This window comes from Mesorhizobium sp. C432A, assembly GCF_030323145.1.
Lineage (GTDB): Bacteria > Pseudomonadota > Alphaproteobacteria > Rhizobiales > Rhizobiaceae > Mesorhizobium.
The window spans coordinates 1,086,926-1,110,256 of the sequence record NZ_CP100470.1; the positions used below are offsets into that span (position 1 = coordinate 1,086,926).

The window sequence follows — 23,331 nt, forward strand, 5'->3', positions numbered from 1 at the left end:
CTCCCCTCAAGGGGGAGGGAAATGCAGGCGCTAATTCGCCCGCGCTTTCGCCTTCAGCTCCAGCCTCCGCCTGTGCAGCACCGGCTCGGTGTAGCCATTCGGCTGTTCGCGGCCCTTGAACACCAGATCGCAGGCGGCCTGGAAGGCGATTGAAGCGTCGAAGTCGGTGGCCATCGGGCGGTAGAGCGGGTCGCCGACATTTTGGAGGTCGACGATCGCCGCCATGCGCCGCAGCGAATCCATCACTTGGATCTGCGAGCACACCTTGTGGTGCAGCCAGTTGGCGATGTGCTGGGAGGAGATGCGCAGCGTGGCGCGGTCTTCCATCAGGCCGACATCGTTGATGTCGGGCACTTTCGAGCAGCCGACGCCCTGGTCGATCCAGCGCACGACATAGCCCAGAATGCCTTGCGCATTGTTGTCGAGCTCGCGCTGGATCTCGTCGGGGGTCCAGTTCGGCCGCACCGCCACCGGCACCGACAATATATCATCGAGCCTGGCCTTCGGCCGGCTCTTCAGCGCCGCCTGGACGGCATGGACATCGACCTTGTGATAGTGCGTGGCGTGCAACGTCGCCGCTGTCGGCGACGGCACCCAGGCGGTGTTGGCGCCGGCCTTGGGATGGGCGATCTTCTGTTCCAGCATCGCCGCCATCAGATCCGGCATCGCCCACATGCCCTTGCCGATCTGGGCATGACCGGCGAGCCCGCATTCGAGCCCGATGTCGACATTCCACGCCTCATAGGCGGAGATCCAGGCGGCCTGCTTCATGTCGCCCTTGCGGATCATCGGCCCGGCTTCCATCGAGGTGTGGATCTCGTCGCCGGTGCGGTCGAGGAAGCCGGTGTTGATGAACACGACGCGTTCCTTGGCGGCGCGGATCGCCTCCTTGAGGTTGACGGTGGTGCGCCGCTCCTCGTCCATGATGCCCATCTTGATGGTGTTTGCCGCCATACCGAGCAGCGCTTCGACGCGGTCGAAAATCTCGACTGCGAAGGCGACTTCCTCCGGCCCATGCATCTTCGGCTTCACCACATACATCGAGCCCGCGCGGGAATTCATCCGACGCCCGTTGGCGCCGACATCGTGCAGCGCGATCAGCGCCGTCATCGCCGCATCCAAGATGCCTTCCGGCACCTCGTTGCCATCGCGGTCGAGGATGGCCGGATTGGTCATGAGGTGACCGACGTTTCGCACCAGCATCAGCGAGCGGCCAGGCAAGCTCAGCGCGCCACCACTGGGCGCGGTCCAGGCGCGGTCCGGATTGAGCTTGCGCGTGAAGGTTTTGCCGCCCTTGCTGATTTCCTCCGCCAGATCGCCCTTCATCAGGCCGAGCCAGTTGCGGTAGACGATGACCTTGTCCTCGGCATCCACTGCCGCGACCGAATCCTCGCAGTCCTGGATGGTGGTCAGCGCCGATTCCAGGATCACGTCGGCAATGCCGGCCGGGTCGGTGCGGCCGATCTGGTTGGTGCGGTCGATGAGGATCTCGATGTGCAGGCCGTTCTGGACCAGCAGGATGGCTTCCGGGTTGGCGTCGTCGCCGCGATAGCCGGCAAATTGTTTCGGGTTGGCCAGCGTGGTGCCGCCGGCGCCGGCGCCGAGCCGCAAGGTGCCACCCGAAACCGTCAGCCCGTTCACGCCGGCCCATTTGCCCGAGGTGAGCGGCACGGACTCGTCCAGAAAACTCTTCGCCCAGGCAACCACCTTGGCGCCGCGCACGGGGTTGAAGCTTTTGCCCTTCTCGGCGCCACCGGTCTCGGCAATGGCGTCGGTTCCGTAGAGCGCATCGTAGAGCGAGCCCCAGCGAGCATTGGCGGCGTTGATCGCATAACGCGCATTCATCACCGGTACCACCAGCTGCGGCCCGGCAACGCTGGCGATCTCGGGGTCGACATTGTCGGTCGACACGGAAAAGGCCGGCCCTTCGGGCACGAGATAGCCGATCTCACGCAAGAGGCTTTTGTAGGCCTCCATATCGATGGGCGCGCCATTGGCGCGGTGCCAGGCGTCGATCTGTTCCTGCATGGCGTCGCGTTTGGCCAACAGCGCTCGGTTCTTCGGCGCCAGATCATGCACGATGGCCGAAAAGCCGTTCCAGAAAACGTCCGCGGCAATACCGGTACCCGGCAGCGCTTCGCCGACAAAGTCATGCAGTTCGCGGGCAATCCGCAATCCGGCGATCTCGACGCGATCGGTCATCAGGGCTTCTCCAGATGAAGGCTTTGCGGCCTTTGGCATGTCAGGGGCGAAGGGTCAATTCAGCTTAGGGTGAAGCCGGGGATTTTGAAGCTGCTGATCTCCCCCTCGTGGGGGAGATTACCCTAAACCGCGATCCTCGGCCGACCCGATGCAACCGCCACCACATGCGCTTCGATAAACATCCGTTGGGCCTCAACCGTAGACACCTTGAACTCGGTCGAAACGTCGATCTCGGCATTATCCGTGCCGGCATCCTTCGCGCGCGCGGCTACGATCGCCCGCACATCAGCCTCCGCTGCCGCGATCGCCTTGGCCTCGTCGGTGAAGTCGCGCACCGTTTGCCCCGACGCGACCCGGAACAAACCTTCCTTGGGCTGGCTGACGCGGGCTTCGGCCGAGACGCGGACCTGGCCGACGACGGCGCCGAGCGCGTTGGCGACGTCGGTATCCTCCGGCACCACGCACTCATTACCGACCAGCTCGGCCAAGCCGGCATAGTGCAGCGGCGCCGAGGCGCCGAGGCCAATGACCGGACGATCGAGCGCGACGCTGAGCCTTGCGATGCCGGGATGGGAATCGACGGCGCGCTGCACCAGCGCGTGCGCGACGGTGGCGGCGCCATCCAGCCCATCCTCGGCAAAGGCTGTCTCCAGAATGTATTCGGCCGACCAGCGCGTCAGCGTCAGCAGCACGCGTTCGGAAATCACCTCCGGAGACGGCGCGATGTACTGGCCTCGCCCATCACGCTTGCGGGCAAACAGTTCGGCGCCGAGCCGGGCCGCAAGCGGGTCCCAGTTGGCCTGCTTGCCGAGCACATGGGCGGCGTCCGAGGGGGTGAAGCCCGAGATATGCACAAGACCGCGCGAGACCAGCCGGTTCAGCGTGGCGTTCTGGGCGTTCGAGGTGAGCAGCCTGTCGATGGCGAGCGGCACGGCACCAATCAGTTCATACAGTTTCGCCTCGGGCGCGGTCAGGCCGGCGGCGAGCCTGTCCGGCACGCCGGTGCGCAACGCAAAGCGGCCGTCCATGCGGCCGGGGTTGGGCGCCCTGAGCTGGCGCTCGAGCTCCGATGTCACTGAAGCACCATGCATCATGCCGGCCAGCGCCAGCGGCACCAGGCGGCGCGGCCCGAGCAGGATTTTCGGGTTGAGCGCGCCATCTTCCAGTGCCACTTCGGAATCGCCGCCGAGGCCGAAGGTGCGCATGGCGACCGCCTCGACCATGGTGCGGAAGCCGCCGACAGTGGCGCCTTCGGGATCGAGCCGAGGACGGCCGCCGTCGAGCACGGCGACATCGGTGGTGGTGCCGCCAATGTCGGACACCATGGCGTTGTCCAGGCCCGTCATGTGGCGGGCGCCGACCAGGCTGGCGGCCGGGCCGGAGAGGATGGTCTCGATCGGCCGCTGGCGGGCAAACGCCGCCGAAACCAGCGCGCCATCGCCGCGCACCACCATCAGGGGCGCTGCGATGTTGCGGGCTTCCAAAAATCCTTCGGTTGCCGCCACCAGCCGGTCGATCATCGAGATCAGCCTGGCGTTGAGCAAGGTGGTGAGCGCGCGACGCGGACCGCCGAGCTTGGCCGACAATTCATGGCTGGCGGTCACCGGCAGGCCGGTCTTTTCGCGGATGAGGTCGCGCGCGGCGAGTTCATGCTCCGGGTTGCGGGTGGCGAAATAGGCGCACACGGCAAAGCCCGACACCGAGGCGCCGAGTTCAGGGAGTGCTGCTTCCAGCCCCGACAGATCGAGCTTGGCCGCATTGCCGTGCACGTCATGGCCGCCCGGACAAAACACCACCGGATCGGTGCCGAGCGCCGTCTTCAGCCCGTCGCGCGCAAGGTCGGCCCCGGCAAAGCCGATCATGATGAGCGCCACACGCCCACCCTGGCCCTCGACCAGCGCATTGGTGGCGAGCGTCGTCGACATCGACACGAGTTTGATCGCGGCCGGATCGGTGGCCGATTTTCCCAGCACCGCATCCACCGCGCCGGAAATGCCGACGGCAAGATCGTGCCGCGTGGTCAGCGCCTTGGCCTTGGCCAGCACCTTGCCTTTTGGCCCGCCCTGTTCCGACCACAGCACGGCATCGGTATAGGTGCCACCGGTGTCGATACCGAGAAACAGGGGTTTTGGCTTGGCGGTCATGTCTGGCGGTCCGGGATTCTGCTCCCCCGCCCTTAGCCGATACGGCCCGGCTGATAAAGGCGGGAGAGGTGGGCCAGTTTGACCCTCGTCGCCGCTCATGCCCGCCAAACTTTGTAACGGTCACATTTTTTCATTGGTGCGTGGCCTGCCTTTGCGTGCACCATGCGCCGATCTCATCCCTTTCAGGACTTCGCCATGACCACGCTTCCCGGCATCGCCGACATCCATGCCGCCGCCGCGCGGCTCTCCGGCCTGATCGCCGAAACGACCTTGATCGAATCGCTGGAACTCAACAAACGCTTCGGCGGCCGCATCCTGTTCAAGCCGGAGACGCTGCAGCGCACCGGCTCGTTCAAGTTCCGCGGCGCCTACAACAAACTGTCTTCGCTGAGCGAAGAAGAGCGCAGCCGCGGCGTCGTCGCCTTCTCCTCCGGCAACCATGCTCAGGGCGTCGCCGCGGCGGCTGCCATGTTCGGCGTCAAGGCGGTCATTGCCATGCCGGCCGACGCGCCGGCGATGAAGATCGCCAATGTCCGCAAGATGGGGGCCGAAGTGGTGCCGTTCGACCGCTTTCGCGACGACCGCATGACGGTGGTGCGACCCTACATGGACAAGGGCATGGCGCTGGTGCCTCCTTTCGACGATCCGGCCATCATCGCCGGCCAGGGCACGATCGGTCTCGAACTGATGCGCCAGGCAAAAGCGCTCGGCGTCAGCCTCGATGCGGTCGTCATTCCCTGTGGAGGCGGCGGCCTGACGAGCGGCATTTCGATCGCCGTCAAGGATGCCTCGCCGGCCACAGCAGTCTGGGCCGTTGAGCCCGAGCATTTCGACGACACCCGCCGCTCGCTGATCGAAGGAAAAAGGGTTTCCAACGAGCCCGGCCACAGTTCGATCTGCGATGCCATCCTCACCGCAGAGCCCGGTGCCATCACCTTCGAGATCAACCGCAAGAACCTCGCCGGCGCCATCGCCGTCTCCGACAAGGCGGCCGCACAGGCGGTGCGCGACGCCATGGCCCATCTCAAGCTGGTGGTCGAACCCGGCGGCTGCGTGGCGCTGGCGGCGCTCTCGTCAGGCGAGATCGAACTGTCGGGCAAATGCGTCGCCGTCGTGCTGTCAGGCGGCAATGTCGATTTCACCACCTATGCCGAGATCATGGCCGCGGGCTGAGAACCGATATGGCAGACGCTGAGATAAGGGCGGCTCTCGATCGCCATTGGGCTGCCTCCGATGCCAATGATCTCGAGACGGAGCATCAGATCTATCGCGAGGACGCGGTGCTCGATTATCCGCAATCAGGCGAGCGCATCAGCGGACGGCACAACATCCAGTCGTCGCGCGCCACGCAGCCCAACCGGAAGCGCTTTGCCGTGCGGCGGATCACCGGGTCAGGCGACCTCTGGATCACCGAATATGTCCTGACCTATGACGGGATTCCGTCCTATACGGTGAGCATCATGGAGTTCGTCGATGGCAAGGTGGTTCGCGAGACACAGTATTTCGGCGATCCGTTCGAGCCGGGGCAGTCGCGCGCGCAATGGGTCGAACGGATACCTTGAAACACGGCGGCGGTAGCATGACCGGCCACCATCCGCTCGATCGTGCCGAACTGCCTGATGATACGGCCGATCTCGCCCGCTATCTCATCGGCAAGCTCGTGGTGCGGGAGCTGCCGGAAGGCATCGTCAGCGGCCGTATCGTCGAGACCGAGGCCTATGTCACCGGCGACGCCGCCGGGCACGGCTATCGCGGCATGACGCCGCGCAACCGTTCGCTGTTCCTCGGGCCCGGACACGCCTACGTCTACCTCGCCTATGGGGTCTCCTGGATGCTCAATGTCTCGAGCGAGGGGCCGGGCACCGGCACCGGCGTGCTGATCCGGGCGCTGGAGCCGCTCGAAGGCATCGCCATCATGCGGCTGAACCGGGGCGTGGAGCGCCTGCGCGACCTGGCGCGCGGGCCGGGCGGCTCGCCCAGGCATTGCGGATCGACCGTTCGCTGGACGGCCTCGATCTGTGCCGCCAAGGCCCGCTATGGCTGGCAGCCGACGAGCACGAGCCCGGCGACATCGGCCAAGGCATCCGCATCGGCATCACGAAGGATGCGGACCGCCCGCTGCGGTTCTATGTCAGGGGCAGTCCGTTCGTCAGCGGTCCGCCATCGCTCAATTCCTGAACGCTCAGTCGAGCGTGCGCCTGAACCGCACCAATGCGACGCCGGCAAACAAGGCCACGAACCCGACCAGCCAGGCGATCTCGCCCGCAACCGCCGGCAGTTCGGCGCCCTTCAGCATCACCGCGCGGGTGATGCGCAGAAAATGCGTAAGCGGAAAAATCTCGCCGAAGGTCTGCGCCCAGCCCGGCATGCCGCGATAGGGGAACATGAAGCCGGACAAAAGGATCGACGGCAGGAAGAAGAAGAAGGTCAGCTGCAGCGCCTGCATCTGCGTGCGGGCGATGGTCGAGATGGTGTAGCCAAGCAGCACCAGCGCCAGCACGAACACCAGCACGGCGGTAAGCAGCAGCGACATCGAGCCGGTGAAAGGAATGGCGAACAGAAGCTTGGACGCCGCCAGCACCACCACCACCTGGACGCCGCCGACCACCAGATAGGGCAGCACCTTGCCCAGCATGATCTCGAACGGACTGGACGGCATGGCGAGCAGGTTTTCCATCGTGCCGCGCTCCGTCTCGCGCGTCAGCGCGATCGATGTCATCATCACCAGGGTCATCTGCAGGATGACGCCGAGCAGGCCGGGGACGATGTTGTATTGCGAGATGCCTTCGGGATTGTAGCGCTGGTGCACCACCACATCGAGCTGGCCCCTGGCGGTCTCAGTCGCCGCCTCCTGCATGCCTTGCGCCCGAAGCAGCGCCTGGCTGGCCACTTTGCTCAGCGTCGAGATGGCGCCGCTGGCGGCGGCCGGGTCGGTGGCGTCGGCCTCGATCAGGATCTGCGGGTTGTCGCCGCGCTCCACCCGGCGGCCGAAATCGGCCGGGATGGTGACGACGAAGGCGACATCGCCGCGCGCCATCAGGAATTCGGCAGCCTCGGCACTTTGCGCAACATGGTCGAAGCGGTAGTAGCCGGTCGTCTGCAGGGCCGCGACAATGGCGCGGGTGTAGGGGTCGTTGCTGGTCGCCACCAGTGCGGCAGGCAGGCTTTTGGGATCGTTGTTGATGGCGTAGCCGAACAGCACCAGCTGTAAAAGCGGCACGCCCAGCATCATGGCGAAGGTGATGCGGTCGCGCCGCATCTGGATGAATTCCTTGACCAGCAGCGCACCGAGCCTGGCGAAGGAGAAGACGCTGTTCATGCCATATTGTCCTTCGAGCCGGACATGAACTGGATGAACACATCCTCGAGGCTGGTCTCGCCGGGTTTTACGCTGACGCCCTTGTGCTCCTTCTCGACATCGGCAAGCGCCTTTTCGAGCTTTGCCTTGTCGGAGCCGACGACATGCAGCGTGGCGCCGAACGGCGCCACCTGGTCGACGCCCGGCCGCCCCTTCAGTGCATCGGCGACCTGATCGAGGTGCGGCCCCTGCAGCACGAAAGTGGTCAACCCGGCGTTCTTCACCACCTCATCCACCGTGCCGGTGGCCAGCATCTTGCCGTAGGAGATGTAGCTGATGCGGTGGCAGCGCTCGGCTTCGTCCATGTAGTGGGTGGACACCAGCACGGTCAGACCGCCGCTCGCCAGCCGGTGGATCTCGTCCCAGAATTCGCGCCGCGCCTTCGGATCGACGCCGGCGGTCGGCTCGTCGAGCAGCAGCAGCTTCGGCTTGTGCATGATGCAGGCGGCCAGTGCCAGCCGCTGCTTCCAGCCGCCCGACAGCGTGCCGGCGAGCTGGTTGCGGCGGCTCGTCAGGCCAAGCTCTTCCAGCGTTTTCGACACATGCTCCTCGACCGGCTTCAGCCGGTAGAGCCGCGCCACGAATTCGAGATTCTCGCCGATCGTCAAATCCTCGTAGAACGAGAATTTCTGCGTCATGTAGCCGACTTCGCGCTTGATGCGGAGCGACTCGGTGCGGATGTTGAAACCCAGCACCGTACCTTCGCCCTCGTCGGGCGTCAGCAGGCCGCACATGATGCGGATGGTCGTCGTCTTGCCGGACCCGTTGGGCCCGAGAAAGCCGACGATCTCGCCCTCGGCCACCGTCATCGTCACATGGTCGACGACAGTCTTGTCGCCGAAGCGCTTGACCAGGCCATGAACGTCGATGGCGTTCATTTTGCGGAGGCCGCCAGCTCGACATCGACGATCTGTCCCGGCTGCAGCGCTTGCGCCTTGCCCTCAGGCCGCGCCTCGACGAGGTAGACCAGCTTCTGCCGGTTCTCGAGCGAGTAGATCACCGGCGGGGTGAATTCCGGGTCGGGCGAGACATAGCTGACGCGCGCCTTCACCTCCGGCCCGCAGCCGTCGCAATGGACGACAAGCAGCGTGCCGACCTTGATCGACGAGAACGCACTTTCCGGGACATAGACGCTGAGCTTTACCGCACCGTCCGGCAACATCGAAATGACAGGCGCGGTCGGACCGGCGGTGTCGCCGGGATTGCGGATGACGTCATTGATGCGGCCGGGCGAGGGTGCCGCCAGCACGCGCTTCGACAGCCGCCACTCAGACTGCTTCAACGCCGACTGCGCCTGTTTGACCTGATTGTCTGCCGCCTTGATCGTTTCGGGACGCGCAGGCAGACCGCCGACGGCAAGGTTGGCCTGCGCCTGGCCGACCTGCGCATTGGCGGTCTCCAGCGTCGCGGCGGCGGTGTCGTAGTCGGCCTGCGTGCCGGCGCCACGCTTGAACAGGTCGGCGGCGCGGTCGTATTTGCGCTTGGCATCCGTGGCCTGGGCCTTGGCCATGTCGACCTCGGCCTTCAGCACCGCGATCTCCTCCGGCCGCTTGCCGATCTGCAGGTCGGCAAGCTGCGCCTGCGCCTGGGCGAGCGCGGCCCCTGCCTGGGCGACGGCGATTTTTGCGTCGGCGCTTTCGAGAGTCACCACCGGCGTGCCTGATACAACACGGTCGCCGCGCTTGACCGCGACGGTCTCGACCTGCGCCACTTCGATCGGCGCCAGCAACACATAGTCGCCCTCGACATAGCCGACGGCAAGCGGCGCTGCCGGCGCGCAGGCGCCGAACAGCTGGGCCGCGAGCGGCAGGGAACAGAGAAAACTCATCGCTTGCCCTCCTTGCGGGCGACCGGATTTCGGGCCGCCAGTATGGCGCCAAGATTGCTTGTGACCGCCGCCACCACCTTGGCGGCTTCGGTGTTACCGATCTCGCGCCAGCCCATACGACGCATCACTGCTTCGCGGCCGATGCGGAAATAGATGACCTGGCCGATCAGCGTGAAGACCACGAGCTTGGTGGCCTCGCTTTCGGCCGGCTCGCCCGTCGCCTGTTCCCAGATCTGGCAGAGGCGGCGATGCGTCGGTTCGAACACCCCGTCATAGATGCGGTCGAGGGCGGCCGTCGGATGCGTCAATTCCCTAAGTACAAATTGTACGATATCGCCAGCTTCCGGCCGGGCGACGATAAATCCTACCATCCGCTCCAATGCGGTCGAGAGCTGCGCCCGCGCCGTCTCTGAACTGGCTTGACCTTGCAGCTGCATGCCGCCGAGCGCCTGGCCGGCAACCGCCTGGATGGTCTTTACGATGTGGTCGGCGGCGGCCCCGCGGAGCCCTTCCTTGCCGCCGAAATGATAGGCGATGGAGCCGATGTTGGCCTTCGCCTCCGCCGCGATCTCGCGCGTCGAGGTGCCGTCGAAGCCCTGCCGCCCGAACAGTTTGAGCGCGGCCAGCACCAGTGCGGCGCGCGTCTGCTCGGCGGGCGATGTCTCCTGGCGGGGCATTTTGTCGGGCGCGGATTTGATCATGTCGGCCTGTTTAATCAATCGATTGATTAAAGTCAAATTGATTATCTACGGCCGCTTGCCATGTCGAGCCGCAGACGCTTTAGTGCGCGGCCATGGGCAAGGAAGTCGAACGCAAGTTCCTGGTCTCCAGCGCCGAATGGCTAGAAATGGCCGAGGCGAATATACGCATTCGCCAGTTCTATCTTGCCGCAGCACCTGGCCGCACCGTGCGCGTGCGCATCAGCGACGGCAGTTCGGCGAAGCTGACGCTTAAATTCGGCAGCAAGATCCGCGAGCGCGACGAATACGAATATGAAATTCCTCTGACTGATGCCGAGGAGATGCTGGCCTTCGCCATCGGACATGTCATCGAGAAGACACGCCACCATGTTAGGCATCGCGGCTATCTCTACGAAGTCGATGTTTTCGGCGGGATCCTAGCCGGCCTTGTGGTGGCCGAACTGGAGACGCCGGAGGATGTACCTGACGAAATGCTGCCCGATTGGCTCGGCCGCGAAGTGACCGGCGAGCAGAGATTTTACAACGCGTCGCTCGCCCTAGAGCCGGATGATTTTAGGTCGGGTCGACCTAAAATCGGAATCCGGCTCTAATCAAAAGAGATGGAGCATGATGTCGTCCGAAAACCGCTTCACACTTTTCGGCATCATGCTCTAGGGGGATTCCGGAGATCGCCGCATGAGCTTTCGCATCGATCCGCGCCTGCCGCTGACCGGCGAGGTCAGGCGTATCCTTGGCGAGGAGATCGGCAAGGCGCTTGCCCATCTGGCCGTCGCGCGCGACCAGCCGGAGCAGGCATTGCACAAATGCCGCAAGCGGCTGAAGAGCGCGCGCGCCTTGCTGCGGCTGGTCCGTTCCGGAAATGAAACATTCTGTCGGACTGAGAACCAATGCTACCGTCAGGTGGCGGCGCTGCTTGCCGGGCCGCGCGAGGCGACCGCGCTGGTCGAGACCGTCGACCGGCTGGCAGCCGCCTTTCCCGAGCAGGTTGCCGGCGGCGGCCTCGACAGCGTGCGCGACCGGCTGATTGCCCGCCAGCATGAAATGCATGCCGGCGCCGGCCTCGACGCCGCCATAGGCGCGGCCACCGCCGCCTGCGAGGAAGGCCTCATCAGGATAGAGCGGCTGCTGCTCCCCGATCTGCCTGAGCATGCAGCCGATGTGCTTGCGGAAGGCGCTCGCAAGACCTTGCGCCGTGCCAGGAAGGCGCTGGACCGGGCGGGATCGCGCGGCGAAGCAGAGGATTTCCACGATCTGCGCAAGGCTGCCAAGACCCACTCGATGCATTTGTCGCTGCTCGGCCGGCTGTGGCCGACGCCGATCAAGGTGCGGCGCAAGGCGGTCGACGAACTGGGCGAAAGGCTCGGCGAACTGCACGACGTCTTCGTCATGCGCGTGTTGCTCGAGGCCGACGGTGAGCCGCTCGGCGATGCGCAGGACACAAGGCTTCTTGGCAAGCTTTTGAAGCGCTCGGAAAAAAGCCTGAAGAAGAGCTGCCTCGCCGGAGCGGCCGAGCTGTTCGGCGACAGCCCCAAGCGCTCGACAAAGAAACTCGCGCGCAATGTGCGCGACGACCTCGCCGGCCCGGTATTGTCGAAAGAGGTCCCGGTCGGTTGATCATGGCCGAGGACGTCACCTCGTGCTAGTCACACTTTACCATGACCGCGCCGCGCGACACGCTTCTCGACCGACTTGGCCGCTGGCTTGCCGGCCGGCTGCAGGACGAATCCTCGGGCTATGAGCCCTACACGCCGTCCGACGCCGAGACGTTGCGGCGCACGCTCGAACCCGGCGACATCCTGCTCATCGAAGGCAACCAGAAGATCTCCGCGGCCATCAAATACCTGACACAGTCGACCTGGTCGCATGCGGCCTTCTATATCGGCGATGCGTTGTCCGAACCGGAGGACGGATCGGAACGGCGTCGGCTGATCGAAGTCACGCTAGGCGAAGGCTGTGTCGCCGTGCCGCTGTCGCGCTACCGCACCTACAACACCCGTATCTGCCGGGCGAGCGGGCTGGCGCCGGAAGACCGCGACCATGTCGTCGCCTTCATGATCGGCAAGCTCGGCCTGAAATACGATCTCAAGAACATCTTCGACATGCTGCGCTTTTTCCTGCCGACGCCACCGGTGCCGGTGCGCTGGCGCCGCCGCATGCTGGCTTTCGGTTCCGGCGATCCGACGCGCGCCATTTGCTCGACGCTGATCGCCGAAGCCTATGGTGAGATCCGCTACCCGATCCTGCCCGAGATCACCCGCGCGCCCGGCCGCGCCTCGGCGCAGTCGAACTATTCGCGCCGCGAAATCCTGCACATCCGCCACCACTCGCTCTACACGCCGCGCGACTTCGACCTGTCGCCCTTCTTCCGCATCGTGAAACCGACGCTGGAATTTGGTTTCGACTACCGGGCGGTGACCTGGGAAGATAGGGCCGCTGAGGCGAAGGCCGCCGAATAGCAACCATTCAAACCGGCGCCGATGGCGAGTGGCGCCATATGAGATCATTCGAGACAGTGTCGATGATCTCAGCGGAAAGCGTCGGATCGGGCACGACGCGGGAGAGGATCACCGATCCGACCATTTCCGCTAGGAATGCGATCGCGGCACTCCGCTTCGCGGCCGGGTCGCTTCCAGGCAGGAGTGAAATGATCAACGCGATATAATTGCTGACGATGCTTCCGAAGAACGATCGAAGCGCTGGATCGTCGTGCCGGGCGGCATCGGCCGCCAGTGCGGTGAGGCTGCATCCGTGCCCCGGATTGTCGCGATGATGGTCCGAGATGTAGTGGCGCACGAGCGTCTCAAACGGAGTATCGGTCGAAGCGAGCCGGGCGGATAGATCGGCGCTCATGTCACTGAAGGCCCGCTGCATGGCCTGAACGATGAGGTCGTCCTTCGACTTGAATTGTCGGTAGAAGCCTCCGTGGGTAAGCCCGGCCGCGCTCATCAGATCGGCAATGCCGATCCCGTCGATCCCTTGTTCGCGGAAGAGCTTTGCGGCGGTATCGATGACCCGCTCTCGATTTAACTCGACCATCTCCTTGCTCACCTTCACGACCGCATCCTCTCCTATTGATGATGATCGACATATAAGACGTGGCGGAGGCGCTTGACAATGATTATGGCGGTCATTATCACCCAATGATTACGATCATAATCATTACGCAGGAAAGTTGAGATGACACAAGTTCAGTCGCGCGCCGAGAAGATCGCGCTGATCACCGGCGCTTCGGGTGGCATCGGGCATGCGGCCGGACTTGCGCTCATCCGGGCGGGGTATCGCGTGTTCGGCACCAGCCGCCGAGCTGCGCCCAACGAAGTGCGTCAGGGCATTCACATGGTCCCTTGCGACGTCACCGATGATGGGTCCGTCAGAGACGCCATCAAGCAAGTTGTCGCCCTCGCCGGCCGGATCGACGTACTGGTAAACAATGCGGGCCGCAGCCTGATCGGCGGCGCCGAGGAATCATCGGTCGCTCAAGCCCAAAGCCTGTTCGACATAAATGTCTTCGGCATCGTTCGCATGACCAATGAAGTGCTGCCCATCATGCGCAGACAGGGCGAGGGCCGGATCATCAACATCAGTTCGGTGTCCGGTTTCCTGCCGGGGCCATTCACCGCCCTCTACACCGCCACCAAACACGCAGTCGAAGGATATTCCGAGTCGCTCGATCACGAACTTCGAACGTTCGGCATCAGGGTTTCCCTTGTCGAGCCCGCCTTCACCCGCACCGGACTGGAAGAGAACGCCGAACAGCCTGACCGGATTTCCGGCGTCTACGAACAGGGGCGCTCAGCCATGAATTCGACCTGGCGCAACAGAATCGCGAGCGGCGATCCGGTGGAAGCCGTGGCCGACAAAGTGGTACAGGCAGCCACCGAAAAGACGCCGAGCATGCGCTATACGCCTGGCAGAACGGCAGGCCGTCTTCGCTTCATGCGGCGCTTCGTGCCCGAAAACATGTTCGACAAGAGCTTCCGCAAGCAGATGGGCGTGGCCGATTGATCTAAAATCACGGCATCGCCAGGCCAGTCCGGCAGGCGAGCCTCCTTTCGCCGAGGAGCGACGAATGAAGTCCTATTTGTGCAAATATATTCCGCCGCGTTCCGACTTTCTGGCAACGATGACCACCGATGAGGAAGAGTGGATGAAGCAGCACGGAGCATTCCTGGATGACCTGCTTGAAAAGAGGCTTATCGTCGCGCACGGCCCCGTGATGGACCCGGCTGGCGGTTATGGGGTGTCGCTCTATCGGATTGCCGATGATCTGGACATAGAGGCGATCACCTCGGAGGACCCGATCGTGAAGAATGGCGCCGGGCACTACGAACACCATCCGATGCTGCATTTGAAAACGCACGGCTAACCATTTCGACCAAACCGCATCGATGCGGCAGCGAAAGTCGCTCTCGAACGGGCCAGCTTTGCGCACGCTGGCGGGCGCGATCCTGTCGAGGTTTCTGGCGTCCATCCTGCCGAGGTGCAGGCGTCTCACATGGCGGCCTGCATCACGCCGAAACCGCAATAGCGCCCTGGTTTTCGGCTCTGTGTTCGACCCAGACATGGACCGGTTCGTCCCGGCCGCGGATGCTAACCGGTCCATGATCGCGCGCATTCAGCTGTGTCCCGAGCGATTCCGCCTTCGCGGCCTCAATCAGTCGTGACCCAAAGCAAATATTCGCCTGAAGCTCCCGGCAGAGCGCCTGCAAACGGCTGGCGACGTTGACGGTGTCGCCCACCACCGCGAAGGACAGGTTGCGCTCGCTGCCGACCGCGCCGAGGACGACGGCGCCATATTGTGCACCGATCCGAACGTCCAGCGGCGGATATCCTCTGGACACACGCTGGACATTCCAGTCTTCGATAGCGGCGATCATCGCTTCAGCGCACCGGATGGCCCGGGTTGCGTCGTCATGGCTGGCTTGCGGAACCCCGAAGGTCGCCATGATGCAATCGCCGATATAGTTGTCGACGGTGCCATGGTGGTCGAAAACGACCTGCTCCATGCGACGGTGGAACTGACGCAGTAGTTCGAACACTGCTTCGGCCGGATGATCCTCGGAATAGTGTGTGAAGCCGACGATGTCGGCGAACAGCACCGCGATATCCTGCCGGCGGACCGGGCCGAAGGGCTCGTCATCCGTGGCGAGCTGGTCGACGACATTGGGCGAAAAATGCCGGGCGAGATTGGCGCGGGCGCGCTCCGCCTTGACATAGTCTTCCGACAGATGTCGGGAACGAGAGACGACCAGCGCCATGATCGCGCCGATAATCAGCACAACCAACACATTGGTCGCCTGCGCGAACGTATCGACGAAATTGGGGTTGAGATAGAGATTCAGTCGCTCTGTCAGCGGCAGCGAATAGAGGTTCGTTGCCGGAATGACGGTTCCCGCATGAAAAACCACCCATCCCACCCCGATCGTCCACGTCAAGGCCGCGAGCGCGCCGAGATAGAGCGCCAATCGTGTCGAAAGGGTCAGCGCGCCAAGGCATACGAAAATCAGCAGGAATTTGAAGCTGCCCTCGCGCAGTTGCATCGCGGCCGGCGCGACCTCGAGGGAAAACGGGTTGGGCGTTACCAGCAGAACGGTCAACAGAATGATGTCCAGCGTACCGACGAGGTAACCGATCCACCATGGCGCGTTGCGACGGCGCGCAAAGCGAAACTGGATCAGGCCGACGAGTTGGAACAGCGCGAGGCCCGCCAGCACGAAGAGCAGCGAGGCATCCCAGCGGCTGATCAATGAAAAGAAGCAGGAGATCACGGCGAGCGATGCCGTGCGCGCCCAGAACTGCAATGCAGCACCCTGGCGTTCTGCGCGCTCCCGCAAATTTTTCAGGCGCGAATAGCGGCGAAGTTCAAGTGTTGGCGCGGTCGGCATAGGATCACTTCGATTTTGCGGGGACGGTCACGCATTCGGCAAACCCGCCCCGTACAGTCTGGCAAATCAGCGCGCGAACTCTATCATGAATGTGGCTTCATTTTTGAAGCACCTCCGGACTGGAGCGCGACAAGCTCAGCCGCCAGATGCAATCCTGCTCGGATGATGGCCCACTCAAGCCGGCAAAGGACGGCGTCCTTTTGCAGCAGCGGCGGGCCGGTCGGACGCACCGGCATCCCTGGGGTGCGGGCCGATCGGCATGATCGCCGGAAACGGGGTTGCGCCAAAAGCAAACGTCCATTTGTAGCCGGTCAGCCCGTCTTCCGGCGTCGTGTGCTGGTCGTGATGGGCGAGCAGTTTGGCGCGCTCGGCCAGTTCCTCCGCCTCGCGCTTCACCATCTCCGCCGTCTCCGGCCGCATCCGCCTGGAGAAAGAGACGAAGGTCGCTTCCCGCTCCAGATGGGTGATCGCCCAGCCGATGAAATTCTTGTTTGTCATCTCGAACAGCGGCCTGAGCGGCCCTTCGAAGTTCCACTGGATCGGTGTGTCGACCAGCAGCCGTGCCGACAGCCCGCTGCCCAATGCGATCAGGCCGAGCGCTTCGAGATCGCGCAGATAAAGGAACATCGACGCTTCGCTCAAGCCTTGCGAGCGCATGACGCCCTCGGGCGTGAATTTCTCCGACAGCATGACGAAGATGAACAGCAACGCCGGCCGGCCGGCAAGCTTGCGCTCGACCTCTGGCGCGATGCGGTTGACCGGTCCCGGCCCCCTGTTCATCGATCCGAGCACGTTTTCCAGCTCGACGCCGGCGGCGGCGCAGATCCCGACGAGACGGTCGAGCTTGCAGTTGCGCTCGTGGAAGATGCGCTTCACCGTCGGCTCGGAAATGCCCATACGCCCGGCTAGCTCACGATAGGTGACGCCCTTGGCCTTCATCGTCCGCTTCAGCGCCTCGAAGATCAGGCCGTTCATGGAATGCACCTCTTTTGCGCCATTTCGTATCGAATTTCGATACTAGCTCGAATCGTCCTTCCGGAAAAGTATCGAAACTCCTAGCTCTCCGCTATCCATCACAGGAGACCTGGCCATGAAAACCCTCATCACCTCGATTTGCGTCGCCGCCTTCGCTATCGCGCTCGCACCTGCGGCCGAGGCCGCCGAACTCTGGCGCGCCTCGGGCTTCGAGCAACCGGAAGCGGCGCTGTTCGACGCCGCCAACAATCGCATCATCGTCTCCAACATCGTCGGCAATCCCGGCGAGGCCGACGGCAACGGCTATCTCTCGGTGCTGTCGCTGGACGGCAAGGTCGTTAGCCGGCACTGGACCGCCGGCATGGATGCACCGAAGGGCTCGGCGATCTCCGGCGGCAAGCTCTACGTCGCCGACATCACCAAGGTGCGCATCGTCGATCTCGCCAGCGGCAAGCTGGTCTCGACCATCGATGTGCCCGGCGCCGTGTTCCTCAATGACGTGACATCGGACAGTTCGGGCAAGGTCTATGTCACCGACATGCTGGCCGATGCGATCTATCGTATCGACGGCAACAAGCCGGACCTGTTCGTGAAGGATGCGAAGCTCGCCGCGCCCAACGGCATCTTTGCCGATGGAGGTCGGCTGATCGTGGCGTCCTGGGGCAAGGGCATCAAGCCTGATTTCAGCACCGTCGAACCCGGCGGCCTGCTGTCGGTCGATCTCGCCAGCAAGGCAATCACACCGCTGCCCGGCGCGCAAAACTTCGCCGACCTCGATGGCGTCGTCGCCATCGGCGACAGCATCTACGCCACCGCCTACATGACCGGCAGGCTCTATCGCTACAAGGTTGGCGGCACGCCGGAGGCTGTGGCGCAGTTCAAGCCGGGCAGCGCCGACATCGGCACCGACGGCAAATCCGTGATCTATGTGCCGCTGATGAACGAAGGCAAGATCGAGGTGCTCAGTCTGGACTGACGGCGCACATTTGCCGGCTCAGCCAACGGGCGCGGTTTTGAGTTGCGCCCGCGAATCCTTGATCGAGGCGGCAAAGGTCACCAGCGGCCGCTTGACGCCGTGGTTGATCAGCATGCGCCGTGTCTGCGGCGAGGCACCGGCGATGATGAAACGCACCCCTGCGCGCTTCGCCTTGTGCGCCGCGCCCTCGATGACATTGGCCGCGGTGGAATCGAAGAACGGCACCGCCGAGCAATCGAGGATGAAGTTCTTGCGCTGGTCGGCGATGCGGTCGAGCACCGTGCCGACAGTCGAGGCGGCGCCGAAGAAGAAGGCGCCGGAGATGCGATAGACGACGGTGTCGGCGTCGCTTGCCTCGCTTGCATCGTAGGCGCGGCCGCTGCTGTCGGCGACATCGTCCTGCACCAGCGGCAAATCCGCCTCCACGGCGATCGACTTGGCCATGCGGTCGATGAACAGGATCGAGCCTAGCGCGAAGCCGACGACGATGCCTTCGGTGAGATCGCGGAAGACGACGATCAGGAAGGTTGCCATCAGCACCAGGGCGTCGCCGCGCGAAGCGCGCAGCAACGTGGCGAAGGCCTGCTTCTCGAACATGTTCCAGCAGACAACCGCCAGCACCCCGGCAAGGGCGGCAAGCGGGATGTAGCTCGCCATTGGTGCGGCCACCAGCATGAAGACCAGCAGGAAAAGCGAATGCAGCATGCCGGAAACCGGCCCATGCGCGCCGGCCCGCACATTGGTGGCGGTGCGGGCGATGGTGCCGGTGGTGCAGATGCCACCGAACAGGGCAGACGCGATGTTGGCAAAGCCTTGCGCGACAAGCTCGCAATTGGAACGGTGCCGCCGCCCGGTCATGCCGTCGGCGACCACGGCCGACAGCAGCGATTCGATGGCGCCGAGCAGCGCAAAGGCCACCGCATCCGGCAGCACCGCAAGCGCCTTGTTGAGGCTGAGCGCCGGCAGCGCCGGAAATTGCAGGCTGCGCGGAATGCCGCCATAGCGGGTGCCGATCGTTTCCGCCGGCAGCGAAAGCAGCGCCACGACAAGGGAGGCCAGTCCGACGGCGATCAGCATGCCCGGCCAGCCGGGCCGCCAGCGCTTCACCCCGACGATGGTGGCGATGGTCAGCGCCGCCACCAGCGTTGCCGAGATATTGAGCGTGCCGGCCGCGTGGCCGATCGCCATCAGCTTCGGCAGCAGCGGCCCGGGCTCCGGCCCGGCAAGCCTCAGCCCGAACAGTTCGACGATCTGGCCGGAGAAGATGATGATCGAGATGCCGGCGGTGAAGCCGACCGTCACCGGGTAAGGGATGAATTTGATATAGGTTCCGAGCCGGAGATAGCCGATGGCGAGCAGGAAGATGCCGGCCATCATCGTCGCCAGCAGCAGTCCGTCGACGCCTTCGCGCTGCACCGTCGCCGCCACCAGCACGATGAAGGCGCCGGCCGGGCCGCCGATCTGGAAGCGGCTGCCGCCGAGCGCCGAGACGATGAAGCCGCCGACAATGGCGGTGAACAGGCCGCGCTCCGGCGTCACGCCCGAAGCAATCGCAATCGCCATCGACAGCGGCAACGCGACAATAGCGACGGTCAGCCCGGCCATGAAGTCGGCCTTGAACTGCGGCAGGCGGTAACCTTCGCGCCAGACCGTCACCAGCTTGGGCGTGAACAGCTCTGAAAATGTCGGCTTTGCCGACTTCTGGGCCGGTTGATGCACTGCCCGCCGGATCTGATCCATGGACTGCCTTCCGCTTGCGTGAAGGCGGCGGGATCGTCGGCAGGACTGTCGGCGGTCGCCGTCGCGACTATATGCCGGCTCAGCCTTGCGGGTTCGGCGGCGCGACCGGCTTGAGGCGCACGCCCCGGCCGCCGCGCTCGCTGGTCTGGTTCTCGCCGATGAGCTCCACCCCGGCCTCGTCGAGAGCCTGGATAACCTTCATCAGCGTATCGACCACACCCCTGACCACGCCGTCACTCGCTTCCATGCGCTGGATTGTCGGAAGCGAAACGCCGGCACGCTCGGCGAGCGTCTTCTGATCGATGCCGGCCAGCGCCCTCGCGGCGCGCATCTGCGCGGCAGTGATCATCGGTCGGAACCCCCGTCTGAGTCTGCGGAGACGACGTGTAATACAATCATAGTGATGTTTCAACCATCATAAAGCATACATGAAACATGATCTCTCCACAAAGCCGGATGGCGGGATACGGGATGAGCATGCTACGTTAACCGCCTTGGCTCTTATGGCGGGGAAATATCAGTTGAAGATTTTCAGGACCTTGACGACGTCGGCAGCCTTGCTGTCGGCGGTTTTTCTGCTGGCAGGCTGCGGACACGGGCTGATCAACCGGCTGATTTGAATGTCGCTCCGGATCGTCAGTCTTCGGGCTCGTTGCCATCGGCCACCGCCTTGTTCCGCTGCAGCATTCGCGCCGCCAGCCAGCACAGCGTCGCCCAGGTGAAGCCGGCGCACCATCCCGCCAGCACGTCGGAAGGCCAGTGGACGCCGAGATAGACGCGGCTGACGCCGACCAGCAGCGTTACCAGCACCGCCAGGCTGAGGACATAGATTTTCGTCGTTCGTCCCGGCAGGAAGCGCGCTGCCAGCGAGCCCAGCGTGAGATAGGTCACCGCCGACAGCATGGCGTGGCCGCTGGGAAACGACAGCGACGTCTCGTTGGCCAGGTGCGAGACAAGATCGGGGCGCGGCCGGTCGACGCCGGCCTTGAGCAAGGTCGACAGCAGCTGCCCGCCGGCCACCGCGACAAAGATCAGCAGCGCCGTCCTCGGCCTGCGGATCAGCAGGAGGTAGACGATCACCGCCGTTACGATCAGCACCAGCACGCTGGAGCTGCCGAGGCTGGTGATGTCGCGCATAGCGCCTTCCAGCCATGCCGGGCCGACGGGAACATCCGGCTGACCCACTTTTCGGAAAGCGAGCAGGATCTCAGTATCGAAAGCGTGCGGCGTGGTGGCCCGCGCCACCTCCATCAGTTCCTCGAAGCCCCACAGCCCGGCGGCTATCACCAGCCCGGCCAGCAGCACCGGAAATTCAAGCCAGTTGGTGAACGCACGCGGGGTCTTCATCGGATTACAGTCGCCCCTGCAGGTAAGGCCCGAGCGAGATCAGCACCACCGCCGCGATGGCCAGCACGATGCCGGTCGCCTGCAAGGCATTGACGCGTTCGCCGAAGAACACCAGCGCCACCACATTGACCGCCACCAACTGGATCACCGCCGACAGGCTGAACGACACCGACATGCCGAACTCACGAACCAGCCGCAGCATCATCAGATTGCCCGCCGTATAGAGCGCCAGTGTCAGCACGATCTTGCCAAGGCTTGGCGCCAGCCCCCATTGCTTGGCCGCGATGGCCGCCAGCAGGAAGATCACCGTCGAAATGACGAGCTGCGCCAGTCCCCAGAAACTCACTTTTGTGCCTCGCTGTCGTTTGTGGCAGCCCTTGTTTCGCAAGCGCGCCGACACGTCAAGCAGACTGCGGCGAGACAGGCCCGACGATGACGAGAGGTGGCTGAATGAATGGCAGCACGATCGCGGTCTGATTGCAACGCTCGGGCCGGATTAACGCAAACCCAGGCAGCTGCCCACCCAAACCCCGGAAAAGAATGGACATTTAAACATGGCGCCCTACGTCTTCTGGAGGAGACTGCGATGCCAAAGTCCATCTATGACCGTGGCCTGCTGAAACCCGACGACATCGCCAGGCTGCAACGCGTGTTCGACGAAGGCTGCCGCAGGCGCGACGTGCATCCCGATTCCGCGGATGCGCGGGAGATCGCGCTGAACCTGCTTGCGCTGCACAATGCCGGCATGGTCGAGGAAGATATGCTTATGGAAACCGTGGGTTTCCGCCGGTTGGAGCCGAAATCAGCCTGAGGCCTGCAAGGCGGCCTGGAGCAATTCCAGGAAAAGTGTGAAGCGGTTTTCCGTCCGGAATTGCGTAAAAATAGAGGCCTAGGAGCGGTTCGCCGTTTCCGTGAAACGGTGAAACGCTCTAGCCGGCGCGCTGCACGACGGCCACATTCATCTCTGCCCGCAGCCTGAAGCCGATGGATTCGTACAACCCAACCGCGCCGGCATTGCTGGCATAGGCATGCAGGTAGGGAACTTCGCCGCGCGCAAAAATTCGGTTGGCCACGAACACCGACAGCAGCCGGCCGAGGCCGCTGCCGCGAAATTCGGGATGCGAGCAGACGCCGCTGAGTTCGCTGTAGCCGGGCTGCTTCATGCGCTCGCCGGCCATCGCCGCCAGCCGGCCGTCGATCTTCACGCCCCAGAACTCGCCGAGGCTCAGCGCCTTGAGCGTGAACGGGCCGGGCTTGGTCAGTGACGCCAAAGCAAGCATCTCGGCCGCGTCGTCCTGCGTCAGCTGCTGTACACGCTCGTCCGACACGGAAGGCAATGGCGCCTCGGCAACCATCTGAACGCCGAAGGCGGTCACGGTCGCGGTCAGTTCCGGCGGCAAGGCAATGGGGTCCGCCTGGAGCATGAACACGCTCTCACCTGCAGGAATGAGGCTTGCGAGCGCCTGCAGGCTCTCAGCGTCGTCTGCCCCGGAAGCCGCGAAGGGGACGATCGAGGAGGGATAGCGCCTGGCGAGCCTGTCGCCATACGCAAAGATCCGATGCCGCGTGTCGAGCGCGCTCCAGACCGGACGATCGAGGACATGGCTCATGGCGCGACATCCTGTTTCACACGACGGTCGAGCGGGGCCGCCGCCAGGCCGTCCTCTATTGCCGAGAGTTGTTCGAGAAGCGGCCCTGCAAGGTCTTTGCACAAGTCGGCAACGGCGTTCTCGATGCGCGGCCAAACGTCTCGCTTCGCCTTATCGACCAGGCGCTGGCCGTTCGCGGTCAGCGAGATCATCCTGCGGCGCTGGTCGTCGTTCGATGGCGCGGCCTCGACCAGCCCCAACTCGGCCAGCAGCGCCACGCTGCGCGTCACCCCCGGCTGGGTGATCCCCAGTGACTGCGCCAGTTCGCCGACAGGCAGCGGCCCAAGCCGGTCGAGCGCGGCCAGCAGAGGATACTGGCTGGACTGCACCGGCACCTCCAGCCCATCGAGCATGCGCTGCGTATCGGCCTGCAACTGCTCGCCGATGCGCTTCAGCCTGCTGCCGAGGGTGAGGTAGCCAAGGGATCGAATGATGTCTTCCATGGGTGGTCCGTCTCCTGGATAAGTATAACATGTTATATAATGATGCAATGAACGAGTTCAAGCGCCTGCTTTGGAGGTTGGCC

Annotated in this window: 25 protein-coding genes and 1 pseudogene; 11 read left to right on the plus strand and 15 right to left on the minus strand. The window is 64.0% G+C overall.

Annotation, left to right across the window (positions count from 1 at the left end; genetic code table 11):
* Positions 1-30: 30 nt before the first annotated feature.
* Together NLY33_RS05090 and NLY33_RS05095 are read right to left on the minus strand one after the other, a co-directional pair.
* Positions 31-2,202 carry a malate synthase G gene (locus NLY33_RS05090; RefSeq protein WP_023687501.1) on the minus strand — a complete coding sequence of 724 codons (2,172 nt, stop codon included), beginning with the start codon at positions 2,200-2,202 and terminating at the stop codon, positions 31-33.
* A gap of 122 nt (positions 2,203-2,324) precedes the next feature.
* Entirely contained in the window at positions 2,325-4,346 is a 2,022-nt protein-coding gene (locus NLY33_RS05095) for a hydantoinase/oxoprolinase N-terminal domain-containing protein (RefSeq protein WP_023703844.1), read from the minus strand.
* A gap of 195 nt (positions 4,347-4,541) precedes the next feature.
* Between NLY33_RS05095 and NLY33_RS05100 the strand changes: the two genes are divergently transcribed.
* The 3 genes and pseudogenes from NLY33_RS05100 (at position 4,542) to NLY33_RS05110 (ending at position 6,524) form a co-directional block, all read left to right on the plus strand.
* Entirely contained in the window at positions 4,542-5,519 is a 978-nt protein-coding gene (locus NLY33_RS05100; protein ID WP_023681285.1) for a threonine ammonia-lyase, read from the plus strand.
* An 8-nt stretch (positions 5,520-5,527) separates the two neighbouring features.
* A complete protein-coding gene (locus NLY33_RS05105) occupies positions 5,528-5,908 on the plus strand; it encodes a nuclear transport factor 2 family protein (protein ID WP_023681284.1) in 381 nt (126 codons plus the stop codon).
* Between the two features lie 17 nt (positions 5,909-5,925).
* Positions 5,926-6,524: pseudogene (locus NLY33_RS05110) on the plus strand (DNA-3-methyladenine glycosylase).
* A 4-nt stretch (positions 6,525-6,528) separates the two neighbouring features.
* On the opposite strand, the gene NLY33_RS05115 reads toward NLY33_RS05110, so the two are convergent.
* Genes NLY33_RS05115 through NLY33_RS05130 form a run of 4 tightly spaced genes read right to left on the minus strand, consistent with a single transcriptional unit; the run spans position 6,529 to position 10,233 of the window.
* Positions 6,529-7,665 (minus strand): ABC transporter permease, encoded by a 1,137-nt coding sequence (locus NLY33_RS05115; protein ID WP_023703845.1) that lies wholly within the window; start codon positions 7,663-7,665, stop codon positions 6,529-6,531.
* Complete coding sequence (locus NLY33_RS05120) at positions 7,662-8,582, minus strand: ABC transporter ATP-binding protein (RefSeq protein ID WP_023703846.1); 921 nt, start codon at positions 8,580-8,582, stop codon at positions 7,662-7,664. The genes NLY33_RS05115 and NLY33_RS05120 overlap by 4 nt, the downstream gene beginning before the upstream one ends.
* Entirely contained in the window at positions 8,579-9,532 is a 954-nt protein-coding gene (locus NLY33_RS05125) for an HlyD family secretion protein (RefSeq protein ID WP_023703847.1), read from the minus strand. The genes NLY33_RS05120 and NLY33_RS05125 overlap by 4 nt, the downstream gene beginning before the upstream one ends.
* Positions 9,529-10,233 carry a DUF1956 domain-containing protein gene (locus tag NLY33_RS05130; protein ID WP_023707743.1) on the minus strand — a complete coding sequence of 235 codons (705 nt, stop codon included), beginning with the start codon at positions 10,231-10,233 and terminating at the stop codon, positions 9,529-9,531. Before NLY33_RS05130 ends, NLY33_RS05125 begins: the two co-directional genes overlap by 4 nt.
* 92 nt (positions 10,234-10,325) lie before the next feature.
* Between NLY33_RS05130 and NLY33_RS05135 the strand changes: the two genes are divergently transcribed.
* From NLY33_RS05135 to NLY33_RS05145, 3 genes are all read left to right on the plus strand, one after another.
* On the plus strand, positions 10,326-10,823 hold the full coding sequence (locus tag NLY33_RS05135) for a CYTH domain-containing protein (RefSeq protein WP_023681278.1): 498 nt from the start codon (positions 10,326-10,328) through the stop codon (positions 10,821-10,823).
* Positions 10,824-10,908: 85 nt separating this feature from the next.
* A complete protein-coding gene (locus NLY33_RS05140) occupies positions 10,909-11,847 on the plus strand; it encodes a CHAD domain-containing protein (RefSeq protein WP_023703849.1) in 939 nt (312 codons plus the stop codon).
* Positions 11,848-11,888: 41 nt separating this feature from the next.
* The gene (locus NLY33_RS05145) at positions 11,889-12,689 is read left to right on the plus strand and encodes a C40 family peptidase (RefSeq protein ID WP_023681276.1); all 801 of its coding nucleotides are present in this window, start codon (positions 11,889-11,891) and stop codon (positions 12,687-12,689) included.
* Positions 12,690-12,696: 7 nt separating this feature from the next.
* On the opposite strand, the gene NLY33_RS05150 is transcribed toward NLY33_RS05145, so the two are convergent.
* A complete protein-coding gene (locus tag NLY33_RS05150) occupies positions 12,697-13,287 on the minus strand; it encodes a TetR/AcrR family transcriptional regulator (protein WP_023703850.1) in 591 nt (196 codons plus the stop codon).
* 123 nt (positions 13,288-13,410) lie between these two features.
* On the opposite strand from NLY33_RS05150, the gene NLY33_RS05155 reads away from it, so the two are divergent.
* Together NLY33_RS05155 and NLY33_RS05160 are read left to right on the plus strand one after the other, a co-directional pair.
* Positions 13,411-14,238 carry an oxidoreductase gene (locus tag NLY33_RS05155; RefSeq protein ID WP_023750797.1) on the plus strand — a complete coding sequence of 276 codons (828 nt, stop codon included), beginning with the start codon at positions 13,411-13,413 and terminating at the stop codon, positions 14,236-14,238.
* Positions 14,239-14,302: 64 nt separating this feature from the next.
* Positions 14,303-14,599 carry a YciI family protein gene (locus NLY33_RS05160; RefSeq protein ID WP_023703852.1) on the plus strand — a complete coding sequence of 99 codons (297 nt, stop codon included), beginning with the start codon at positions 14,303-14,305 and terminating at the stop codon, positions 14,597-14,599.
* A gap of 142 nt (positions 14,600-14,741) precedes the next feature.
* Here the strand turns inward: NLY33_RS05160 and NLY33_RS05165 are convergent, their stop codons facing one another.
* Positions 14,742-16,118, minus strand: a complete 1,377-nt coding sequence (locus NLY33_RS05165) for an adenylate/guanylate cyclase domain-containing protein (protein ID WP_023681273.1) — start codon at positions 16,116-16,118, stop codon at positions 14,742-14,744.
* Positions 16,119-16,292: 174 nt separating this feature from the next.
* Complete coding sequence (locus NLY33_RS05170; protein ID WP_023703853.1) at positions 16,293-17,093, minus strand: helix-turn-helix domain-containing protein; 801 nt, start codon at positions 17,091-17,093, stop codon at positions 16,293-16,295.
* 115 nt (positions 17,094-17,208) lie between these two features.
* On the opposite strand from NLY33_RS05170, the gene NLY33_RS05175 reads away from it, so the two are divergent.
* Positions 17,209-18,069 (plus strand): SMP-30/gluconolactonase/LRE family protein, encoded by an 861-nt coding sequence (locus NLY33_RS05175; RefSeq protein WP_023703854.1) that lies wholly within the window; start codon positions 17,209-17,211, stop codon positions 18,067-18,069.
* 18 nt (positions 18,070-18,087) lie between these two features.
* On the opposite strand, the gene NLY33_RS05180 is transcribed toward NLY33_RS05175, so the two are convergent.
* Together NLY33_RS05180 and NLY33_RS05185 are read right to left on the minus strand one after the other, a co-directional pair.
* Entirely contained in the window at positions 18,088-19,809 is a 1,722-nt protein-coding gene (locus tag NLY33_RS05180; protein WP_023703855.1) for a SulP family inorganic anion transporter, read from the minus strand.
* Between the two features lie 79 nt (positions 19,810-19,888).
* Complete coding sequence (locus NLY33_RS05185; protein WP_023673276.1) at positions 19,889-20,158, minus strand: helix-turn-helix domain-containing protein; 270 nt, start codon at positions 20,156-20,158, stop codon at positions 19,889-19,891.
* Between the two features lie 79 nt (positions 20,159-20,237).
* Between NLY33_RS05185 and NLY33_RS05190 the strand changes: the two genes are divergently transcribed.
* Positions 20,238-20,429, plus strand: a complete 192-nt coding sequence (locus tag NLY33_RS05190; protein WP_023687515.1) for a hypothetical protein — start codon at positions 20,238-20,240, stop codon at positions 20,427-20,429.
* A 16-nt stretch (positions 20,430-20,445) separates the two neighbouring features.
* On the opposite strand, the gene NLY33_RS05195 is transcribed toward NLY33_RS05190, so the two are convergent.
* Together NLY33_RS05195 and NLY33_RS05200 are read right to left on the minus strand one after the other, a co-directional pair.
* The gene (locus NLY33_RS05195; protein ID WP_023703857.1) at positions 20,446-21,156 is read right to left on the minus strand and encodes a phosphatase PAP2 family protein; all 711 of its coding nucleotides are present in this window, start codon (positions 21,154-21,156) and stop codon (positions 20,446-20,448) included.
* 4 nt (positions 21,157-21,160) lie between these two features.
* Positions 21,161-21,502: a hypothetical protein gene (locus NLY33_RS05200; protein ID WP_023681268.1), complete on the minus strand. Its 342-nt coding sequence runs from the start codon at positions 21,500-21,502 to the stop codon at positions 21,161-21,163.
* Positions 21,503-21,742: 240 nt separating this feature from the next.
* On the opposite strand from NLY33_RS05200, the gene NLY33_RS05205 reads away from it, so the two are divergent.
* On the plus strand, positions 21,743-21,967 hold the full coding sequence (locus tag NLY33_RS05205) for a hypothetical protein (protein WP_023703858.1): 225 nt from the start codon (positions 21,743-21,745) through the stop codon (positions 21,965-21,967).
* A 118-nt stretch (positions 21,968-22,085) separates the two neighbouring features.
* Here NLY33_RS05205 and NLY33_RS05210 read toward each other — a convergent pair whose 3' ends face one another.
* Both NLY33_RS05210 and NLY33_RS05215 read right to left on the minus strand, forming a co-directional pair.
* On the minus strand, positions 22,086-22,766 hold the full coding sequence (locus NLY33_RS05210) for a GNAT family N-acetyltransferase (RefSeq protein ID WP_023703859.1): 681 nt from the start codon (positions 22,764-22,766) through the stop codon (positions 22,086-22,088).
* Positions 22,763-23,248: a MarR family winged helix-turn-helix transcriptional regulator gene (locus NLY33_RS05215; protein WP_023703860.1), complete on the minus strand. Its 486-nt coding sequence runs from the start codon at positions 23,246-23,248 to the stop codon at positions 22,763-22,765. Before NLY33_RS05215 ends, NLY33_RS05210 begins: the two co-directional genes overlap by 4 nt.
* Positions 23,249-23,331 lie beyond the last annotated feature (83 nt).

What these genes read in the sequence shown, in the direction of transcription:
- NLY33_RS05090 (WP_023687501.1), bottom strand. Translation starts at nt 2,202, where the DNA reads ATGACCGATCGCGTCGAGATCGCCGGATTGCGGATTGCCCGCGAACTG.
- NLY33_RS05095 (WP_023703844.1), bottom strand. Translation starts at nt 4,346, where the DNA reads ATGACCGCCAAGCCAAAACCCCTGTTTCTCGGTATCGACACCGGTGGC.
- NLY33_RS05100 (WP_023681285.1), top strand. Translation starts at nt 4,542, where the DNA reads ATGACCACGCTTCCCGGCATCGCCGACATCCATGCCGCCGCCGCGCGG.
- NLY33_RS05105 (WP_023681284.1), top strand. Translation starts at nt 5,528, where the DNA reads ATGGCAGACGCTGAGATAAGGGCGGCTCTCGATCGCCATTGGGCTGCC.
- NLY33_RS05115 (WP_023703845.1), bottom strand. Translation starts at nt 7,665, where the DNA reads ATGAACAGCGTCTTCTCCTTCGCCAGGCTCGGTGCGCTGCTGGTCAAG.
- NLY33_RS05120 (WP_023703846.1), bottom strand. Translation starts at nt 8,582, where the DNA reads ATGAACGCCATCGACGTTCATGGCCTGGTCAAGCGCTTCGGCGACAAG.
- NLY33_RS05125 (WP_023703847.1), bottom strand. Translation starts at nt 9,532, where the DNA reads ATGAGTTTTCTCTGTTCCCTGCCGCTCGCGGCCCAGCTGTTCGGCGCC.
- NLY33_RS05130 (WP_023707743.1), bottom strand. Translation starts at nt 10,233, where the DNA reads ATGATCAAATCCGCGCCCGACAAAATGCCCCGCCAGGAGACATCGCCC.
- NLY33_RS05135 (WP_023681278.1), top strand. Translation starts at nt 10,326, where the DNA reads ATGGGCAAGGAAGTCGAACGCAAGTTCCTGGTCTCCAGCGCCGAATGG.
- NLY33_RS05140 (WP_023703849.1), top strand. Translation starts at nt 10,909, where the DNA reads ATGAGCTTTCGCATCGATCCGCGCCTGCCGCTGACCGGCGAGGTCAGG.
- NLY33_RS05145 (WP_023681276.1), top strand. Translation starts at nt 11,889, where the DNA reads ATGACCGCGCCGCGCGACACGCTTCTCGACCGACTTGGCCGCTGGCTT.
- NLY33_RS05155 (WP_023750797.1), top strand. Translation starts at nt 13,411, where the DNA reads ATGACACAAGTTCAGTCGCGCGCCGAGAAGATCGCGCTGATCACCGGC.
- NLY33_RS05160 (WP_023703852.1), top strand. Translation starts at nt 14,303, where the DNA reads ATGAAGTCCTATTTGTGCAAATATATTCCGCCGCGTTCCGACTTTCTG.
- NLY33_RS05165 (WP_023681273.1), bottom strand. Translation starts at nt 16,118, where the DNA reads ATGCCGACCGCGCCAACACTTGAACTTCGCCGCTATTCGCGCCTGAAA.
- NLY33_RS05170 (WP_023703853.1), bottom strand. Translation starts at nt 17,093, where the DNA reads ATGAACGGCCTGATCTTCGAGGCGCTGAAGCGGACGATGAAGGCCAAG.
- NLY33_RS05175 (WP_023703854.1), top strand. Translation starts at nt 17,209, where the DNA reads ATGAAAACCCTCATCACCTCGATTTGCGTCGCCGCCTTCGCTATCGCG.
- NLY33_RS05180 (WP_023703855.1), bottom strand. Translation starts at nt 19,809, where the DNA reads ATGGATCAGATCCGGCGGGCAGTGCATCAACCGGCCCAGAAGTCGGCA.
- NLY33_RS05185 (WP_023673276.1), bottom strand. Translation starts at nt 20,158, where the DNA reads ATGATCACTGCCGCGCAGATGCGCGCCGCGAGGGCGCTGGCCGGCATC.
- NLY33_RS05190 (WP_023687515.1), top strand. Translation starts at nt 20,238, where the DNA reads ATGAAACATGATCTCTCCACAAAGCCGGATGGCGGGATACGGGATGAG.
- NLY33_RS05195 (WP_023703857.1), bottom strand. Translation starts at nt 21,156, where the DNA reads ATGAAGACCCCGCGTGCGTTCACCAACTGGCTTGAATTTCCGGTGCTG.
- NLY33_RS05205 (WP_023703858.1), top strand. Translation starts at nt 21,743, where the DNA reads ATGCCAAAGTCCATCTATGACCGTGGCCTGCTGAAACCCGACGACATC.
- NLY33_RS05210 (WP_023703859.1), bottom strand. Translation starts at nt 22,766, where the DNA reads ATGAGCCATGTCCTCGATCGTCCGGTCTGGAGCGCGCTCGACACGCGG.
- NLY33_RS05215 (WP_023703860.1), bottom strand. Translation starts at nt 23,248, where the DNA reads ATGGAAGACATCATTCGATCCCTTGGCTACCTCACCCTCGGCAGCAGG.